Below are 15,583 nucleotides of genomic sequence, written 5' to 3' on the forward strand. Positions count from 1 at the left end.
CCGCCCCCGCAAGACCCTCGGCTATTTCACTCCCGCTGATAAACTCGCGGGCACCGTTGCACCGACGGGTTGAACCTAGGGCGGCCTTCTTCGCCAAGGACAGCGACCGGTGAGCGAGGTCTACCAGTTCATCGCCGCGGAGAAGGCCGTCTACCCAGTGACCCTGCTGTGTCGTGTGCTGGGCGTTGTCCGCTCCCTTGCATTTGCGGCAGTCCCACTCGGAGAAGATGACCACGGTCCGCGGCTGGCCTGAAGGGCAGGGCTTCGGCGTAGTCGGCGGGCGTCCGTTTCGTGACTACTTGCGGTGAAGGGAGTGCGGGCGGGCGGTTCCTGTCTCATGTTCATTGCGCCTCGGTGGCCTGCGTCTCCGCGCACCGTCGGGCGGAGCCAGCCGACAGTGCCGGGGGATGACCCCTGCGTGACTGAAGAGACAGGTGCAGATGCGGACGACGCTCGTGCCTGGGATGAGCGGCTGGGCTGGGCGTTCGGGCTGATAGCAGATGATCCGGCTGCGAGGAGTGCGGCACGCGCTGGCCGTCGTCCTCGACCTGACCGCGTGCGCGGTGGCGGACCGACAGCGCACCCCGCGCTATGGCGACCTGGCGCAACCTCGCGGTCGGCGCCCTGCGACTGAACGGCGCGAAGAACATCGCCTCCGGCCGTCGCCGCAATGTGCGTGACGCCCGCCGACTCCTCACGCTCCTCGGCCTCGCCTGACCACGAAGTGGACGTCACTCGACTACGCCGAAGCCCTGAGGGCTGTCGCAGAATAACTTCAGGCTTTGATCTTGGTCAGGCGGGCTGTCTCGCGAGGTCATCGAGTGGAACGGCGCTTCGCCGTTCGTGAGTTATTTTCCGAAGGCTCCCTGGACCGCTCAGGGGTCGGCCGGGTCCGGCGCATGCGTTCTCGGCGTTCTCTCAGGCCGAGACCGAGAGGTAACGCCGCCTCAGATGGTCGGGGTGTCGTCAACAATCGGCCTGTGAATCTCAACGACCGGCTTCCACCCCGCGGAGAACTCGATGAAGTCCGCACGGGTGGGGTAGGTGTCGAGCGCGCGACGGTCACGCTTGGGGCTGTCGCTCCCCTTGCGCCCCCGGGGAATCTGCTCCTCGAAGATGTCGACCTTCACGTCGGGAACCTCCTTGAGGCCCTGGCGCCAGATCTGCACGACGTCGGCGCCGAAGGCCTGCCGGGCCGCAGCGTAAAGGGCCGTGAGGGCCCCCTTGTCTCCACCAGGGACGAAAAGTGCCAGGTCCAGCACGACACCGGCGGACTGGAGGACCTCGATGGTCACCGAGCCATTCTCGTCGGCCAAGTAGATTCCGGCTTCATTCTCGTCGTCGGGAAGGCAGGAGACCTCTTCCTGGAATACGGTTCTCGCCGTGATCGAGCCGCCCTCGAAATCCCCACCGGACTTGGTCAGAAAAGCAGGGACATAGCAGTCGGGAAGCTTGAGTTCTGCCGTGTCGGCGGAAATGAAGAGCCTGTCCTTCACGCCGAGCTTCGTCACTTCTTCCAGCGAGAGGCGGCGAGCGGCGATCTTCTCCGTGTTCACGATTTCCCTTTCAGGTTGCACTGTCCCTCCGAACAAGGACGCTACCACGAAACCCTGAGGTCAACTGCCCAGTAATCTTTGAGTAAATGGCCTCCGATGACCTGCACGGGAGGATACCGAAGCGAGTGCCACTCGGCCGGGAACACGCATCCGCCAGGCAGTGCCCCTCGTCATGCTGGTGGGGATCAACTGGCGGTTGCATTTCGGTGCGTTGGGTAGCACGGAGGAACTAAAAGAGAGTTTACGGCAGATATCACCCATATCGCCTTCGGGGAGGTGGCGGCGCGGTAAGGCGATCCATTCGTCGTGCATCTCGAAGAGCGCAGCGGAAACCAACCGGATGGTCCGACAACGCAACAACGGAGACCCCCACCGGCAACATCTGAATGGAGCGCGAACCGGAAGTCGCGTACTACCACGCCCTCTTCGGTCAGGACTTCGGCGTAGTCGGCTGACGCCTGGTTGCTGACGTCTCGTCATGTTGGGCGGGGTTCGGTACACAGCAGGCACGGACGCCCGCGATCATGGAGTCCTACCTATCAAGCGTGGGTTTCCGCTGGTCATTCGTAAGATCGGTGGGCCCAGGGGCTCCAGGTATGGCTGTCATGGAGGAGCCGATCGGATGGCTCAGAGAACATGGCCGCCCGGAGCCCCGCGACGACTCGACCGCCAATTGGGATGCGCGACTTGATCGCTCTGTAGGACCACGTCGGCGAGGTCGTCTGCGGGATGGACTGACGACGAGCTGACGGAGGTGGCCGTGCCCCAGATCTGGGCCGGGATGGACATCGGCAAGGAGCATCACCACTGCGTGGTGCTCAACGAGCGGGGCGAACGGCTGCTGTCCCGCCGAGTCCTGAATGACGAGGCGGCCCTGCTGGAGCTGATTCGCGACGTCCTGGACATCAACCAGGACGTGCTGTGGGCGGTGGACGTCAATCACGGCGGTGCTGCGCTGTTGATCGGTCTGCTGCTCAACCACGGTCAGCCCATGGCTTACCTCACTGGCCTGGCCGTCCACCGCGCGTCCGGCACGTATCGCGGTGAGGGCAAGACCGACGCCAAGGGACAGGCCCTGGGGATTTCGAGGTGTGGCTCGCTATACGCTGAGCCAGGCCGTCTGGTCCGGGGCCAGTCGGTTGTCTTCGACGGGGCCACTGGCCAGCAGGGTCGAGGCGTGTTCGGGCAGCTGGTACGGCTCGGTCGAGAGGTTGACCACGCACACGAAGCCGGGCATGCGGTGGAAGGCGAGAACTCCGGCGGGGGTGTTGTCCAGCCACGTCAGGGTGGAGTCGCCGAGGGCAGGGTGTTCGCGGCGCAGGCGGAGGGCGGCGCGGTAGAGCTCCAGCATGGAGCCCGGGTCGCCGCTCTGGGCTTCCACGGTGCGCGGCGCCCAGTCGGCGGGCTGTGGCAGCCAGGGCGCGGCGATGGCTTCTTCCGCGCCCGCGGGTGACCGGGGGCTGAACCCGTACGGTGTGGTCCGTCCGGACCAGGGGATCGGGACGCGGCAGCCGTCGCGGCCCCGGTCGGTGTGGCCGGAGCGTTCCCAGACGGGGTCCTGGAGCGCGGATTCGGGCAGGTCCTCCACCTCGGGCAGGCCCAGTTCCTCGCCCTGGTAGACATAGGCTCCGCCTGGCAGGGCGAGAGTGAGCAGGGCCGCTGCGCGGGCTCGCCGGGTGCCCAGTTCGAGGTCTGCGGGGCCGGCGGGGACGTAGGACTCGTTGGCCACCCACTTCTTCGCGGCCCTGCGGCCGTAGCGGCTGGCGTGGCGCATGACGTCGTGGTTGGACATGACCCAGGTGGCCGGGGCGCCGACGGTGCCGAGTGTCGTGAGGGTGGTGTCGATGACGGCCCGCAGGTCCTTCGCGTCCCACTCGGCCATGAGGAAGTCGAAGTTGAAGGCGGTGTGCAGGCCGTCGTCACGGACGTAGGCGGCGAGCCGTTCCGGGGTGTCCGTCCAAGCCTCGGCGACGAAGGAGCGGTCGCCGGGGTACTCGTCGGCCACTTTGCGCCAGGCGCGGTAGATGTCGTGGACCTCGTCGCGGTCCCAGAAGGGGTGCACGCCGCCGTCGCGGTCGGCCAGGTGCGGCAGTTCGGGGTCCTTGACGAGGCCGTGGGCCACGTCGATGCGGAAGCCGTCCACTCCGCGGTCGAACCAGAAGCGCAGGACAGACTCGAACTCGGCGTGGACATCCGGGTGTTGCCAGTTGAGGTCCGGCTGCTGGGGGGTGAAGAGGTGGAGGTACCACTCGCCGTCGGGTACGCGGGTCCAGGCCGGGCCGCCGAAGCGGGAGCCCCAGTCGTTGGGCGGCAAGGCGCCCTCGGGGCCGCGGCCGGGGCGGAAGATGTAGCGCGCGCGTTCGGGGCTGCCGGGGTCTGCCGCCAGCGCGTCCTGGAACCAGGCGTGTTGGTCGGAGGTGTGGTTGGGGACGATGTCCGGGATGATGCGGATCCCGTGCGCGTGCGCCTCCGCGATGAGTCGCTCCGCCTCGGCAACCGTCCCGAACAGCGGGTCGATCTCGCGGTAGTCGGCCACGTCGTAACCGTGGTCGGACATCGGCGACTTGTACCACGGGTTGATCCAGAGGGCGTCCACGCCGAGGGACTTGAGGTAGGGCAGCCGGGAGCGGATGCCCGCGATGTCGCCGATGCCGTCGCCGTCGCCGTCCGCGAAGCTGCGGATGTAGACCTGGTAGATGACGGCGTCGCGCCACCAGGGAGTGGTGGCGGTGGTGGCGGGCATGGTGTTGTCGCTCCTTGGTCGTTTCATGTCGGACTCGGACCTGTCGGTGTGTCTCAGGCGGGCGTCGGCAGTCTGTGGTGGCCTGCGTTGTCGGTGTGCGGTAGGAGGCCGTGGTAGATCCGGGGCGCGCCGTCGAGTATCAGCGTCGTGCTGCCGTTGATGACCTGGATCTGGGTGACCTGTCCGATCGCGTCCACCTGCCGTACGGCGGTCGTGGCGGCGACCACGAGCGGGGTCTTGGTCGGCCAGGGGTCGGTCCACACCTCGGGGGCGGGGAAGTGCCAGTCGGTGCGCCGGCCGGCGGTGTTCAGCAGGAAGCCGTCGGCCCGGTTCCACAGCACGACCGCGGGGCCGTCGGGTGTGTCGAACCACAGGCCGAACGTCTGCGGGTCGGCGAAGGTCAGCCAGCCCCGGAAGGTGGCCTGGTCGAGCGTGCGGGCCGCGGTCGCGTAGGCCAGGAGCGACGGCTTCGGGCTGAGGTCGCGGTTCATCAGGCCGTAGTGGTACTCGACGTTGTCCGGGTCGGCGACCTGCGGCATGCCGAGCACGCTGTCGTGGAACTGGTACCAGCACACGCCCCGGATCTCCTCGGCCTTGGCCAGTGCGAGGGTGAGGAGCACGTTCTCCGCGGCATGCCGGTAGGTGTCGTGCCACCAGCTGTTGGGCTTGGTCGGCGCGTATGCCTCGGTCAGCCAGATCTCCTTCTCGCCGTGCTCGGCCATCAGCGCCTTCAGCCGGCGCAGGCCGCCGTAGAAGTTCCAGTAGGTGCCGTCGCCGCCGGTGGTCCAGTCGTCGCCCGGCGGTATGTAGTCCGGGGTGAAGTTGCCGCGTCCCGGGTGGTAGGCGAAGGCGTCGATCAGGTCCCAGCCGCCGGCGGCGATGAAGTTCTCCACCCATGGCTTGTCCATGCCGGCCAGTCCGTTGTTCATCAGCTTGACGGTGTCACCGGTGGCTGCTCGCCGGTCGAAGACCGGCCGTAGTGCCTTGTCCAGGTATGCCTGCGCGGCGTCCCCGGTGTTGAAGGGTCTGTTCAGCTCGTTGCCGACCTCGAAGTAACCGGCGCCGGCACCGACCGCCACCGCCAGTTTGTCCGCGGCCCAGGTGGCCGCCTCGGTGTCGGTGACGTCCAGGGACGGCTGGAGTTCGATGTTGTGGCGCATGCCGCGGGCGTCGAAGGCGGCGGGCGGCAACCCGGGTCCGCCGTCGTAGGAGATCCGGACCAGGCTGATGCCGACCTTCTGCCACAGGTCCAGTACGGCGTCGGCGCTCGGCCGCTGCAGCCACGGATAGTTGGCGACGGCGAACATGCTGTCCGGGCCGGCCTGGTAGTCGTAGGACGGCAGGACCGCGAGATTGGTCCGGGCGAACGCCTCGTCGTCGCCGGATCTGACGACCACTTCGGCCAGTGCGATCCCGCCGGCCGGTGCGGCCAGGGTGAAGGTGTGCTGCCAGGTGGCGGCCGCGGCGACGCTGCCGGTCGTGGTCGTGGTGGCCAGCAGGTCACCGTCGAAGCCGCGCACCCACAGTTCCAGCTCGGCCGTCTTGGCCGTGCCGCCGTTGGCCACCAGGGCGGTGAGTTCCATCTGTTCACCGGCCGACTCGTACAGATTGAAGTCGCGGTTCGTGGTGAGTTCGAGTCCGAGTTCACGGCCCCGGCCGATGGTGGCGGTGGCGGACGGTCTGGTCTCGGAGAAGAAGAAGTCGGCCCGGCTGGTCCAGCCGCCGGCCGCGTCGGCCACACCCGGAGCGTGCACCCAGGTCGCGTTCGTCCATGCCTGGCGGGACCGGTCCAGCAGGAACAGGCCGTGCAGCGCGGTTGACCAGGTGGAGGTGTGGGCGACGCCGAGGGTGGTCTCGTAGGGGATGCCGCCGCCCGTGTCGCGGACCCATTCGGTGATCGGAATGTAGTCGTCGGGCACCGTCGGCGCCTGGATCGCCCGGCTGAACAGGAAGCCGTCCGGGACCAGCGTGTCCGCCCCGGTGACGCGCCACTCCAGCACGGCATGGGAGGTGCTGACGCTGAACCAGCCGCTGACGGCGGTCGATCCGGCGGCGGCGTCGAAGGTGTAGTCCATCCGGATCGCCGGCGTCCCGTCCGGGAGCGCGCTCAGCGTCGGGGTGCCGCCGGTGGACACGTGGATGCCGGTGACACTGTCCTTGACCTGGAACTTCGACCCGGCCGACCGGGTGACGCCACCGGCGTCACGGATGGCGAGCCTGCCGCCCGCACTGGCCAGCAGGCTGATGCCACCGGCGGCCAGGGTGACGTCGCCGGCCGCGGCGTGCGCGGTGACCGGGGCCGACTCGGCGACGAGTACGACGCCGGCGGCGAGGGCCGCGCCGAGGAAGCCCCGGCGGTTGAGGGTGGGTCGGGAGAAGGCTTCGGAGGTCATCGTCTGCTCCTGTCCGGCGCTGGGCGGCGCACGCCGATAATGCCTATCTTCAACTTCGCGAACGACACGTTTCCAGGCCGCTACCTTGGTGTCAACAGATGCTTGTCTTGGCGATCCTGCGTGCGTTACGGTCATCGCCAGCAGATGAAGTTACGCATTATCACGATGGAGGAGCGATGTCGTCGAGACCTCGCCGTGTCACGCAACGCGAGATCGCGGAGCTGGCGGGCGTCAGTCAGACCACGGTGTCGGTGGTGCTGAACGACCGCGACGGCTCGAACGTGCGGGTCCCCGAGGCCACCCGGGCGCGGGTCAAGCGGGCCATCGAGCAGCTCTCCTACGTAGCGGACCCCGCCGCCCGCCGGCTCGCCGGTCTGGACAACCAGATCATCGGCGTCTTCACGTACGAGGCCGCGTTGTCCCCCGAGAGCATGGACTTCTACGGTCCGCTGCTGAACGGGATCGAGCGAGCCGCCGAGCGGATCGGCTGGGACCTGCTGTTCTTCACCTCCTCACCGGTGGAGAACGGCACGCGCAGCCTCTTCCACCGCAAGACCCGGCTGCGGCTGACCGACGGCTGCGTGCTGCTCGGTCAGCAGATGGTCGCGTCCGAGCTGGAGCGGCTGGTCGCCGAGCAGTTCCCGTTCGTCGCGATCGGCCGCCGGGACGAGACCGCCACCGCGGTGCCGTACGTGGCGATCGACTACACCACTCCGACCTCGGTGCTGATCGATCAGGCGGCGGCCGGCGGGCACCAGCAGGCGCTGTATGTCCACCGCGGCCGTGACACGCCGACCGCACGGGACCGGCGCGATGCCGTCGAGGGCGCCTCTGCGGCGGGCAGGCTGGCTTTCCTGCTGGTCGGTGAGGAGAGGATCGCCGACCTGCCCCGACTGGCGCGGGCGACCGGCGCGACCTTGATCATCGCGGAGGACGCGTTCCTGGCTGAGGATGTCGCGCACGCGCTGTTCGGTGCCGGGGTCGCCGTACCGGACGAGGTCTCGCTCGCTGCCCTCGGAGAGGTGCGCGGCCATCGAGTGGAGGGCCGGACGCTGGCCGGCTTCCACGTCCCCAGGCAACAGCTGGCGGCCGAGGCGCTCGATCTCCTCCAGCTCCTGATCAGCACGGCCCCGCAGGAGTGGGCCGGTCTGGAACGTGAGCGGCTGCTGGTCGCCGAGGTCGAGCCGGGGGACACGATCGTCGCGCGAACGGAGTCGCCGTCATGACCGGCAGGATCACGGCCGAGGTGGCGATCATCGGCGGCGGGCTCGGCTCCGTCGCCGCGGCGCTGGCGCTTCTGCAACGTGGCCGCCGGGTGGTGATGACCGAGGAGTACGCCTGGCTCGGCGGGCAGCTCACCTCGCAGGCCGTTCCGCCCGACGAGCACATCTGGGTGGAGCAGTTCGGCGTCACCGCGCGCTACCGCGCGTTGCGCGAGGACATCCGCCGCTACTACCGCGATCACTACCCGCTGACGGCCGCCGCGCGCGCCGACCGGGAACTCAATCCGGGCCGTGGACGGGTGAGCAGGCTGTGTCACGAACCGCGGGTGGCCGACGCGGTGCTCACCGGCCTGCTGGCACCGTACCGGTCGACCGGGCGGCTCACCGTCCTGCAACCCGCGGTGCCCGTCGCGGCCGAGGTGCGCGACGCGGTGGTCCGTACCGTCACTGTCGCGGACCCGCGGACCGGGGCCGAGACCGTGATCACCGCCGAGTACGTCCTGGACGGGACCGAGACCGGCGATCTGCTGCCGCTGACCGGGACCGAGTACGTCGTCGGGACCGAGGGACGGTCCGACACCGGGGAGCCGAGCGCTCCCGAGGTCGCCGATCCGGGCAACGTGCAGTCGATCGCGTGGTGCTTCGTCTTCGATCACGTCGCGGGCGACCACACCATCGCCCGGCCGGACGACTACGACGTCTGGCGCTCCCTCGAACTGCCCTTCTGGGGCGCGCCGATGCTCTCCTTCACCGCGCCGAACCCCCGGACCCTGGTGCCGGAGGACCGGACCATGAACGTCAACCCGGTCGGCGATGCCACCGGGGACCCTCGCTTCGACGCCGGCGACCAGGATCTGTGGCAGTTCCGGCGGATCGCCGCCCGGCAGAACTTCGCCGACGGCTTCTACGACAGCGACATCGTGCTGGCCAACTGGCCGCAAATGGACTATGTGGGCGGCTCGATCATCGACACCGACGACCGGCAGCTCCACCTGGACGCGGCAAAGGCACAGTCCCGTGCCTACGTGTACTGGCTGCAGACCGAGGCGCCTCGCCCGGACGGTGGCCGCGGCTGGCCCGGACTGCGGCTGCGCGGCGACCTGGTCGGCACCGCCGACGGGTTCGCGCAGGCGCCGTACATCCGCGAGTCCCGGCGGATCAGGGCGCTCACCACCGTGCGCGAGCAGGACATCTCGGTCAAGGCCCGCGGGGACGCCGGACCGGCCCGCTTCGACGGCTCGATCGGGGTGGGGATGTACCGGATCGATCTGCATCCCTCCACCGGCGGCGACAACTACATCGACGTCGAGTGCGCGCCGTTCGAGATACCGCTCGGCGCGCTGGTCCCGGTGGCCACCCAGAACCTGGTTCCGGCCGCCAAGAACATCGGCACCACCCACATCACCAACGGCGCCTACCGGCTGCATCCGGTCGAGTGGAACGTCGGTGAATCGGCCGGGGAGCTGGTCGCGTACTGCCTCGAACTCGGCCTGAGCCCCGGACAGATCGCGACCGACGATCGCCTCGTCGACCGGCTCCAGGACAGGTTGACCGGGGCCGGGATCGAACTCCACTGGCCGCAGATCGCCGGCTACTAGCCCCAACCCGAAGGCGCGGCACGCGCCGAGACCACGAAAGACGCACACCATGAACAGAGCAAGAAAGGTGTTCGGCGCCCTCGCGCTGACGACCGCGCTGACACTGACAGCCGCCTGCGGTGCATCCACCGACGGGGCCGGCGGGAAGAACGCCAAGGACGTCAAGCTGCGGATGACGGTCTGGACCTCGAATCAGGACCAGCTCAAGCTGTTCGACTCGATCGCCGACGCCTACCGTGCCAAGCACCCCGAGATCTCCTCGATCACCTTCGAGAGCCTGCCCTTCGAGGACTACAACACCACCCTCACCACCCAGATCGCCGGTGGCAACGCTCCCGACCTGGCCTGGATGGGCGACCTGTCGAGGGACCTGATGGCCTCCGGCGCGCTGGTCGGTCTGACCGACAAACTGAAGGCGACCGACGGCTGGCGGTACGACGACCTGGAGGCCAGCGCGACCAAGGAGTTCAGCCGGGACGGCACGCTGTACGCCTACCCGTTCTCCACCTCGCCGTACGCGCTGTACGTGAACACCGACCTGCTGGCGAAGGCCGGCCAGAAGATCGACCCGAAGAACCTGACCTGGGACCAGGTCGCCGCCGCCGGCGCAGCCGTCCACGCGGACACCGGCAAGGCCGGTTTCGTCGTCCGGGACTTCGACTACAAGTCGTGGAACATACTGGCCACGGTGTGGACCGGCTTCGGCGCATCCGCCTGGAGCCCGGACGGCAAGACCTGCACCTTCACCAGCCCCGAGATGCAGAAGGCGTTCACCTTCCTGCATGACGCCGCGTTCAAGACCAAGGCCATGCCCGGCCCCGGCACGACGGCCGACTTCTTCGCCGGTGACTCCGCCTTCACCGTGGCCCAGGTCTCCCGCGCCTCGCTGCTCACCGACAAGTTCAAGTACGCGCTGTACCCGCTGCCGGCGGGTCCGGCCGGCGAGTACTCCGTCATCGGCCAGGCCGGGGTGGGCGTCCTCGCCGCGGGGAAGCACAAGACCCAGGCCACCGACTTCCTCGCCTATCTGACGAATCCGGCGAACTCCGCGAAGCTGGCGCAGTTCTTCCCTCCGCCGCGCAAGTCGATGCTCACCGGTGAGAAGCTCGCCGCCGACAACAAGGTGCTGACCTCCGCGCAGCTTCAGGAAGCCGTGGTCGACCAGCTACCGAACGCCGTCACCCTGCCCAACCACACCAATCCGGCCGAGATCGCCCAGAAGGGCAAGACCGCGCTGGACGCGATGTGGAGGGCCGACGCGGACATCCCCGCCGTGCTGAAGTCGGTCTGCTCCGCGATCGAACCGATCCTGGCCAAGTGATCATGGCCGGCCTCACGAAGACCCGCACGAGGGCACCGGACGCCTCCCCCGCGGCGACAAGGCCCCGGGACACCTCCGGACCACCGTTCTGGACGACCCGGCGCCGAGATGTACTCGCGGGCTATCTGTTCATCGCGCCGCAGCTCGTCGGGGTCGTGCTGTTCGTGCTGATCCCGGTCGGGCTGGCGGTCTGGTACAGCCTGAACGACTGGAACGTCTTCTCCGGCGAGCAGACCTTCGTCGGGATCGACAACTACGCCGCCCTGGCCGACGACCCGCAACTACCTTCGGTGCTGGGGGCGACCGCCGTCTTCTGCGGCGGGGTCGTGGTGCTGAACATCAGCCTGGGCCTGCTGCTCGCCGTACTCCTCAACCGGCGGTTCCGCGGCTCGACGTTCTTCCGCACCGTGTTCTTCTCCCCGGTCGTCGTCTCCGTGGTGGCGTGGACTCTGGTCTGGGGATTCCTGCTCCAGGACAACGGCGGTATCAACGGGGTTCTCGGCGCGGTCGGCATCGACGGGCCGAACTGGCTCCAGCGCGGCGACACCGCGATGCTGTCGGTGATCGTCACACAGGTGGTCCGCAGCGTCGGCGTCAACATGGTGCTCTTCCTGGCCGCCTTGCAGGGCGTGCCGACGCAGCTGTACGAAGCCGCCCGGCTCGACGGCGCGGGGAGCAGGGTGACCTTCACCCGGATCACCCTGCCACTCATCTCCCCCACGGTGCTGCTGACCGCGATCATCACCGTCGTCGGAGCCTTGCAGTCGTTCGCGCAGATCGCCGTACTGACCAGCGGCGGCCCGGAGTTGAGCACCACCGTGCTCGTCTACTACGTCTTCCAGCAGGCCTTCGAGTTCAACCACATCGGTTACGGCTCGACGCTGGCCCTGATGCTGCTGTCCTTCGTCATGCTGCTGACGCTGGTGCAGTGGCAGTTGCGCCGTAAGTGGGTGTTCCATGAGGAGTAAGTCGCGTTCCGTCCTGCGGCGGGCGTTCCTGGTGACGGCGCTCGGCGTCCTGGCGATCCCGTTCGTGGTGCCGACCGTCTGGATGGTCGCGGCCTCGGTGAAGCCGCTGCCCGAGATCTTCAAAGCCCCGCCGTCACTGTGGACCGCCGACCCCACGCTGTCCGCGTACACCGAGGCGTTCAGCTTCCAGCCGTTCGCCCGGCAGTACGTGAACAGCGTCTACATCGCCGTCCTGGTCACCCTGATCACCCTGCTGGTCTCCAGCCTCGCCGGGTACGCGTTCGCCCGGATCCGCTTCCCCGGCGCGAACGCCCTCTTCCTGGTGGTGCTGGTCGGCCTCCTGGTGCCCAGCGAGGTGACGATCGTGCCCTTGTTCCAGATGTTCAAACGAGCCGGGGTGATCAACACGCACTGGCCGCTGATCCTGGTCACCGCGCTGGCCGGACCGTGCGTCCTGGCCACCTTCATCATGCGGCAGTTCTTCATCGCCCTTCCGGCCGAACTCGAGGAGGCGGGCCGGCTGGACGGCCTCGGCCGCCCCGCGCTCTGGTGGCGCATCTTCCTGCCGCTGGCCAAGCCGGCGTTGTCCGCGGTCGCGATCCTGACCTTCCTCACCTCGTGGAACCTCTACCTGGAACCCACCGTCTACCTCACCTCGCCGGAGCTGTTCACGCTGCCGCAGGCCCTCACCCGGTTCACCGACTCCTACGGGGCCGAGATGTGGAACACCCAACTGGCAGCCGCCACCATGACCGTCCTGCCGGCCCTGGTCGTCTTCGTCATCGCCCAGCGCCAGTTCGTCGAGGGCCTGGCCCACTCGGGCCTCAAATGAGGCCGGAACGGCCCCTGCCGGCGCACCGGGCCCGGACACCGGCGCCGGGCCCGCCCACTCCCCGCGTGGGGTCGTTCCCAGCAGCCCCGGAGGCAGACACTTGGAGATCCACCGGCCGTCACCCGACCCCGACACAAGCACCCATATGACGATCACCACCGGCGCCGCGCCCCCCGCGCGGAACACACCCCTCGTCCTCGCCCGAGGGGTCCTGACAGGTGGTGTGATCGGGGCGTCGCTGGCCGCTCTCGTCGTCGGCGGCATCATCGAGAAGTGGCCGCTGTTCGCCACCGGACTGGGTCTTCCCGTGGTCTACGGCCTGCTCTACTTCCTGGCCGGTGTGCCGAGGCGGGCCCGGGAGGCGGCGATCGCGCCCCGTACGGCGCTCGCGATGGTCGAAAGCGTGGAAGCCGTCGGGGGCGAGCCGACCAGCGACGTGGCGGTGCGGTTCGTGTCGACGGTCGCGCCGGACGGCGCACCGGCATACCGCGTCGCGTTCACGCAGGACATCAACCTCGCGGACCTGCCCGACTACCGGCCGGGCGGCGTCGTGGTGGTCCAGTACCCGCCGGAGAGGCCGTGGCGGGTGAGGATCGTGAAGCGGCCGACGCCTGAGTGGGAGGAGCGGGCGGCCGGTGCCCTCCTGGACTCGGCGCCGGGGCCGGCCCTGGTGAGCGAGCCCCCAGAGGGCTGTGCCGTCGGCATCGTCACACTGCTCGCCCTGCTGCTCGCCGCGGCCGGTGTGGTCCTGTTGTTCCGCGCCGACCTGTTCGACGAGGACGCCTCCGCACAGCCGCCGTCCGCCACCCAGCCGTCGACCTCCTCTTCGTCGACCACGGTGGTGTCGTCGGCCTCCGGCACGGTCACCCTCGGCCCGCACCAGTCGTTCCTCGACAAGGGCGAGCTGCGCAAGGCCGTCGCCTCGCTCGCCAAGGGCACGGACGCGCACGCGGCGCTCACCGTCGTCGTACAGGACCGGCTGCTGTCGATCGTGTACGCGCCCACCGGCTCGCAGGCCCGGACGTTCGACCCGGACTCCCTGCCCTACGGCCGCTTCCCCGCCCTCGTCGAGAAGGCACGGACGGGCCTGGGCGTCGGTTCGCCGCAGACCTGGCAGCTCACCGTCGAACGCCTCACCGGCTCCCTCACCATCAGGGTCAGTGTGACGGGGACCGAGGGAGCGGCCTCGCTGGAGGCGGACAGGGACGGCAAGGTGGTGCGGCGCACCCCGGCGCACTGACGGACGCCGCGCCGGCCGCGTCTCACTGGCCGCATCTCACCGACGAAGAGGACGAAAGGGAGACTGCATGGGCCTGCAGGGATATCTGGCGCTGTGGTGCGCGGTGTTCGGCACCGTCGCACTGGTCGGCTACGCCCGGTCGCTGGCCGGAGTGACCGCGGCCCAGCGGGCGGTCCGGGTCCTGGGGCGGATCGAGCAGGTCCGCCAACCCAGGCACGGAAGCTCGCAGCACGACGGGATACCCGTGGTCGTCTCCTTCCAGGACCCCTCCAGCGGTGAGGAGTTCACCGTGACGAACGACCGCGACCACGGAGAGAGAATCACGGCGGCCTGGACGGGCCGGGAGATCGGGGTCCGCTACCCGCGCGGAAGACCGCACGCCTACCAGTTCTTTACCGGCGACCTCGGAGCAGGCCGACGCGGCCTCGGGTGGCCCAACTTCGCGCTCTTCCTGATCTACGTCGGACTGGTGGTCTTCGCCGCGATCGACTGGAGCTGGCCATGGGCCCTGATCGGCTTCGGCGCGCCCTGGACCCTGTCCGGCGTGTGGTACATGCCCCAGAGCGCACGCGCCGTACGCCGCCGTATCGACGCGCTGTCCTCCCAACCGCCCGTTCCGGGCCGAGTCATCGCCGTACTCACGGACACCAGCACCGACAGCGAGGGCGGCACCTACACCAGCCACACGCCGGTCATCGCCTTCACCACCCACGAGGGCACGTCCGTCACCACCTACTGCACCGACCGACTGCCCGACCCCACCGACTCCCACGGCCGCAACATCACGATCCACTACGACCCCGACGACCCCGCCGTCTTCACCCCGGACCTCGCGTCCGAAGACCGTTCCCGCGCGCTCGACATCACCTGCGGCACCGTGGCGCTGCTCCTCGGAGTGGCGGCGGCCGTCGTCGGGGCGGCGCTGCTGTGACACCCGACGAGCGATGGTACGCACCGGAGGACTCTTTCCGCATGGATCCCCTCACGTTCGACTACGAGAACCTGCATGTGCGCGTGGACCGGGGGGTGTTCGAACTGTTCCGGCCGCACAACCTGGAGACCACGCTACGGATCCCACTGCCCTGGCTCGGGGTACTGGTGCACTACAGGAAGCCGGGCAAGCCCGGCGAGCTGATCTTCGGCGGCGTACGCGATCCGCACGCCGCCCTCTACGGCACCCACCTGGCCTCCTTCGGGTACCGCTCCACCGAGGCGGTCCGGGTTCCCCGCAGTGACGAGCCGTTGTTCCGCGCGTACTTCACCGAAGTGGCCGCTCTCGCCGACCGGCCGGTGATCTGACATGGAACCACTGGTCTTCGAGCACGGCGATGTGCATCTGCGGGTCGATCACGGCATCTTCGAGGTGTTCCGGCGCAACCGCACCATCGGCTCCTACCGGGCTCCGTTGAGCTGGCTCAAGGTCCGCAGCGAGGCCCGCAAGAGCGGCGTGACCCGGCTGCACTTCGGCAACATCGCGCACCTCGACGAACCGCTCTACGCGCCCAAGGCCCAGCCCGGGCACCTGCTCGCGACCATCGAGATCCCGACCGTCGACGAGCCCCTCTACCGCACCTACTTCACCAGGCTCGCCCAAGTGTCCGACCGCCCGATCGTGTCGTAGCTCCGAGGCCGGTCACCCGACGGCCATTCCCTCACCCCGGCCACCGGGTGCCAGAACAGCCCCCTGTTCCAGAGGCCCCGAAGACCCG

Annotated in this window: 14 protein-coding genes and 1 pseudogene; 11 read left to right on the top strand and 4 right to left on the bottom strand. The window is 68.8% G+C overall.

The genetic code is table 11. The annotated features are described in order from the left end of the window. The coding region (locus tag ACWDSL_RS08260; RefSeq protein WP_450482948.1) for a hypothetical protein at window positions 1-235 on the bottom strand (235 nt) is incomplete at its 3' end. Between the two features lie 356 nt (window positions 236-591). On the opposite strand from ACWDSL_RS08260, the gene ACWDSL_RS08265 reads away from it, so the two are divergent. Beyond that, window positions 592-717: a hypothetical protein gene (locus ACWDSL_RS08265; protein ID WP_450482950.1), complete on the top strand. Its 126-nt coding sequence runs from the start codon at window positions 592-594 to the stop codon at window positions 715-717. Window positions 718-947: 230 nt separating this feature from the next. Here the strand turns inward: ACWDSL_RS08265 and ACWDSL_RS08270 are convergent, their stop codons facing one another. Then, a complete protein-coding gene (locus ACWDSL_RS08270) occupies window positions 948-1,556 on the bottom strand; it encodes a hypothetical protein (RefSeq protein ID WP_450482952.1) in 609 nt (202 codons plus the stop codon). Between the two features lie 760 nt (window positions 1,557-2,316). Here ACWDSL_RS08270 and ACWDSL_RS08275 point away from each other — a divergent pair. After that, a pseudogene (locus tag ACWDSL_RS08275) lies at window positions 2,317-2,632 on the top strand (IS110 family transposase); the annotation flags it as partial. A 23-nt stretch (window positions 2,633-2,655) separates the two neighbouring features. Here the strand turns inward: ACWDSL_RS08275 and ACWDSL_RS08280 are convergent. Together ACWDSL_RS08280 and ACWDSL_RS08285 are read right to left on the bottom strand one after the other, a co-directional pair. Further along, a complete protein-coding gene (locus ACWDSL_RS08280; protein ID WP_450482954.1) occupies window positions 2,656-4,299 on the bottom strand; it encodes a glycoside hydrolase family 13 protein in 1,644 nt (547 codons plus the stop codon). 53 nt (window positions 4,300-4,352) lie between these two features. Further along, complete coding sequence (locus ACWDSL_RS08285) at window positions 4,353-6,692, bottom strand: hypothetical protein (RefSeq protein WP_450482956.1); 2,340 nt, start codon at window positions 6,690-6,692, stop codon at window positions 4,353-4,355. A 176-nt stretch (window positions 6,693-6,868) separates the two neighbouring features. Here ACWDSL_RS08285 and ACWDSL_RS08290 point away from each other — a divergent pair, with 176 nt between their 5' ends. The 9 genes from ACWDSL_RS08290 (at window position 6,869) to ACWDSL_RS08330 (ending at window position 15,495) form a co-directional block, all read left to right on the top strand. Next, entirely contained in the window at window positions 6,869-7,918 is a 1,050-nt protein-coding gene (locus ACWDSL_RS08290) for a LacI family DNA-binding transcriptional regulator (protein WP_450482958.1), read from the top strand. Next, the gene (locus tag ACWDSL_RS08295; protein WP_450482960.1) at window positions 7,915-9,513 is read left to right on the top strand and encodes an FAD-dependent oxidoreductase; all 1,599 of its coding nucleotides are present in this window, start codon (window positions 7,915-7,917) and stop codon (window positions 9,511-9,513) included. Before ACWDSL_RS08290 ends, ACWDSL_RS08295 begins: the two co-directional genes overlap by 4 nt. Window positions 9,514-9,562: 49 nt before the next feature. Further along, the gene (locus ACWDSL_RS08300; RefSeq protein WP_450482962.1) at window positions 9,563-10,834 is read left to right on the top strand and encodes an ABC transporter substrate-binding protein; all 1,272 of its coding nucleotides are present in this window, start codon (window positions 9,563-9,565) and stop codon (window positions 10,832-10,834) included. A gap of 2 nt (window positions 10,835-10,836) precedes the next feature. Continuing rightward, window positions 10,837-11,802, top strand: coding sequence for a carbohydrate ABC transporter permease (locus ACWDSL_RS08305; protein ID WP_450482964.1), 966 nt, complete (start codon window positions 10,837-10,839; stop codon window positions 11,800-11,802). Beyond that, complete coding sequence (locus ACWDSL_RS08310; protein WP_450482966.1) at window positions 11,792-12,634, top strand: carbohydrate ABC transporter permease; 843 nt, start codon at window positions 11,792-11,794, stop codon at window positions 12,632-12,634. Before ACWDSL_RS08305 ends, ACWDSL_RS08310 begins: the two co-directional genes overlap by 11 nt. 145 nt (window positions 12,635-12,779) lie before the next feature. Then, complete coding sequence (locus tag ACWDSL_RS08315; RefSeq protein ID WP_450482968.1) at window positions 12,780-13,874, top strand: hypothetical protein; 1,095 nt, start codon at window positions 12,780-12,782, stop codon at window positions 13,872-13,874. Window positions 13,875-13,941: 67 nt separating this feature from the next. Further along, the gene (locus ACWDSL_RS08320; protein ID WP_450482970.1) at window positions 13,942-14,805 is read left to right on the top strand and encodes a DUF3592 domain-containing protein; all 864 of its coding nucleotides are present in this window, start codon (window positions 13,942-13,944) and stop codon (window positions 14,803-14,805) included. Between the two features lie 41 nt (window positions 14,806-14,846). Continuing rightward, a complete protein-coding gene (locus tag ACWDSL_RS08325; protein ID WP_450482972.1) occupies window positions 14,847-15,173 on the top strand; it encodes a hypothetical protein in 327 nt (108 codons plus the stop codon). Between the two features lies 1 nt (window position 15,174). Beyond that, window positions 15,175-15,495, top strand: coding sequence for a hypothetical protein (locus ACWDSL_RS08330; RefSeq protein ID WP_450482974.1), 321 nt, complete (start codon window positions 15,175-15,177; stop codon window positions 15,493-15,495). Window positions 15,496-15,583: the final 88 nt, after the last annotated feature.

It is taken from the genome of Streptomyces sp. NPDC000941 (assembly GCF_053599555.1).

Bases quoted from the DNA above. Each gene is read 5' to 3' on its own strand.
- ACWDSL_RS08320 (WP_450482970.1), top strand. From the start codon at position 13,942: ATGGGCCTGCAGGGATATCTGGCGCTGTGGTGCGCGGTGTTCGGCACC.
- ACWDSL_RS08295 (WP_450482960.1), top strand. From the start codon at position 7,915: ATGACCGGCAGGATCACGGCCGAGGTGGCGATCATCGGCGGCGGGCTC.
- ACWDSL_RS08310 (WP_450482966.1), top strand. From the start codon at position 11,792: ATGAGGAGTAAGTCGCGTTCCGTCCTGCGGCGGGCGTTCCTGGTGACG.
- ACWDSL_RS08315 (WP_450482968.1), top strand. From the start codon at position 12,780: ATGACGATCACCACCGGCGCCGCGCCCCCCGCGCGGAACACACCCCTC.
- ACWDSL_RS08300 (WP_450482962.1), top strand. From the start codon at position 9,563: ATGAACAGAGCAAGAAAGGTGTTCGGCGCCCTCGCGCTGACGACCGCG.
- ACWDSL_RS08325 (WP_450482972.1), top strand. From the start codon at position 14,847: ATGGATCCCCTCACGTTCGACTACGAGAACCTGCATGTGCGCGTGGAC.
- ACWDSL_RS08265 (WP_450482950.1), top strand. From the start codon at position 592: ATGGCGACCTGGCGCAACCTCGCGGTCGGCGCCCTGCGACTGAACGGC.
- ACWDSL_RS08280 (WP_450482954.1), bottom strand. From the start codon at position 4,299: ATGCCCGCCACCACCGCCACCACTCCCTGGTGGCGCGACGCCGTCATC.
- ACWDSL_RS08330 (WP_450482974.1), top strand. From the start codon at position 15,175: ATGGAACCACTGGTCTTCGAGCACGGCGATGTGCATCTGCGGGTCGAT.
- ACWDSL_RS08305 (WP_450482964.1), top strand. From the start codon at position 10,837: ATGGCCGGCCTCACGAAGACCCGCACGAGGGCACCGGACGCCTCCCCC.
- ACWDSL_RS08285 (WP_450482956.1), bottom strand. From the start codon at position 6,692: ATGACCTCCGAAGCCTTCTCCCGACCCACCCTCAACCGCCGGGGCTTC.
- ACWDSL_RS08290 (WP_450482958.1), top strand. From the start codon at position 6,869: ATGTCGTCGAGACCTCGCCGTGTCACGCAACGCGAGATCGCGGAGCTG.